The organism is Bradyrhizobium sp. CAR08 (assembly GCF_052871955.1).
Genome location: NZ_JBIXJX010000069.1, coordinates 1 through 2,313, shown reverse-complemented (window position 1 = coordinate 2,313; position 2,313 = coordinate 1). Strand labels below are relative to the sequence as shown.

Genomic DNA, 2,313 nt, shown 5'->3' with positions numbered 1-2,313 from the left:
CTCAAATCCAGCGTGCGAGGCAAGGTAATGACCGCTGGAGATCGCGTGCCGGCGAGCTGAAATTACCGGTCGCCACGCTTTGAATGCGCTCTCCTGGCTTGATCCGGAGGCTGAATCCGCGGAGCCCGTGCAAATCATCGACGGCATCATGAAACTCCAAACAGTCGCCCATGGTCGGCTTTATCAACCTCGGAACCGCGCGGATTTACGCACTCGCGGGTAGTGAACCTAGAAACTCTCGTACCAGACATCTCTATGAATATCCTTTATGAACATCTTTCAGCCGAACATTTGAGGGATCATAGAACTGTCGAAGCAGTGCTCGAACCGATTTTCATTTGCCCGCCGCTGGGTCTCGAATCTGCCAAAATGGCGAAGCGTATCTGTTAAATATCCACGTAGCCCATACCTGATCACGCTTCAATCAATCGAACATTCCTGAGCCCACACGGCCCTCGATATGTGCGTCAAGGTCGCGCGTACCGTCCTGCCGACTATTGGCGCAGCATCCGCCCCAATGCCAGCATCTGCGGAACGCTAATGACGTCATTGTAGCGTGCCGGCGCCAGAGGGTGCGATGCGAAGCGCGCGATTACCATTTCCGCCTTCGGCGCAACGTATAACCGCTGGCCGTGCAGGCCGCGTGCTTCGATCGCATCCAGCTCGTTATGCGGCACCCACCACATGCTTCGGTACGTATAGCCGGGGTAGGGCTTAGCGGGATGATCGCCGGCTTGAAGGTCGTGTACGACTGAGGCGGGAATTAGCTGCCTTCCGTTCCACTCGCCTTCGCGCCGCATCATTTCGCCGAAGCGTGCAAGATCGCGCAGGGTAGCGCTCAGGCCGCCGCCGGCCGCCGCCATGCCAACCGGATCGACGATAACATAGCCGTCCTCCTCGCAGCCGAGCGGCGCCCACAGGCGCTCACGCAGCAGTTGCGCGAACGAGCGGCCACTCACTCGCGCCATCACCCATGCCATAACTTCGGTGTTGACAGTCTTGTAGTCGAAGGCGCTCCCGTGGGCGCCTTTCTTGCGCACCGTGCGCAGGTAGTCACATAACGTCTGTGGCCCGTCGTAGCCAGAAGGCCGCGGCCGCCGACCAGAGGCCCGCCTATACGCCCAGACGTCGCTGGAGCGCTCGTCCAGAGAATATTCCTCCGTGTGAGCCAGACCGGTCTGCATGTCCATGACCTGGCGCAACGTGGCATCCTCCCACGCCGTGCCCTGCAGCTCCGGGAGGTAGTGTGGAATTATTTTTGACTCGTCGAGCACGCCTTCGTCCACGAAAGCAGCGGTGAGTGTGCCCGCATATGATTTGGTAACTGAGTAGCACGCATGCTGCAGGTGCGGCTCGAGCGCGCCGAAGTAGCGCTCGTACACGATGCGCCCGCGATGCAGCACCACAATGCCGTCGGCGTAGGTGTCGAACAGCGCTTCGTCGAAGCGACGAGTACGACCATCCATGTCATCAAAGGTGAGCGCGTCAATCTCGCCCTCCCTCTCGTCGCGCTCGAACTGCGAAGGCACGCCTCGCCCGCGCCACACATTCACTGTAGGCATGAGCTCGCGCATGTGTGACAACGACCAGCGCTTCTGCGGAAAATCGAAGGAGGTATCACTCTCGAATGTGATCCGTTTATCTTCTGGCGGCGGCGCACCGCGCATCAAGCCCAATTCCCGCGGATCGGAAGCGCGGCCGTCGAGATAGCTTCTCCCTTCAAACTCGGGCATGCCTCCCTTGAAGCCACCTGAATTTGCGCGCAGTTCATGTTCTATCATTGCCTTCCATTCCCCAACTGTCCGCCCCTCCAGCACCAAACATTGTGGTGGAGACTGTTTAACCTTACGCAAGTCATTTGCCGCTTTTCCGCAACCCACACCGCAAACTGCAGAAAAGACCCGTTCTTGCTCCATTCGGGCTGTATTTCTGCGTGGATGAAGTGGGTGTAGTTGTTCCTAAGATAGAAATTGTTATTTTGCTAATTCGCGTGGTGAAATTTCGCAGAAACTGCAGATTTTATTTGCGAGGTCATACAATCAGCGGTTGGACGTCTTGGGAAGAGCCCTGCTGCATTGTTCCAGTAGTCGTGCGGTTGGTGTCGCTGCTAACGGATGGTCAAATTGCGGCGTACAAGAATTCAACTTATACTCGACATATCAAGGTTGCTCAGGAACGAGTACGAGGTAAACGTCGTTCTCAGGCCACGGCTTTGAGGGATTGCGCGCGATAGGCCCAGGGAAGCAGCTGATCGATTTCGCTGTTTGGGTGACCGTTGACGATCCTGGTGAGCGCGTCAGTCAGGAAGGCAAG

2 protein-coding genes are annotated in these 2,313 nt (G+C 57.4%); both read right to left on the bottom strand.

Annotated elements, in window-relative coordinates; genetic code table 11:
- Nucleotides 1-494: 494 nt before the first annotated feature.
- Entirely contained in the window at nucleotides 495-1,781 is a 1,287-nt protein-coding gene (locus ACIPUD_RS39700; RefSeq protein ID WP_446482979.1) for a serine hydrolase domain-containing protein, read from the bottom strand.
- Nucleotides 1,782-2,199: 418 nt separating this feature from the next.
- Nucleotides 2,200-2,313: transposase domain-containing protein (locus ACIPUD_RS39695; RefSeq protein ID WP_446482879.1), on the bottom strand; the 114-nt coding region annotated here is incomplete at its 5' end.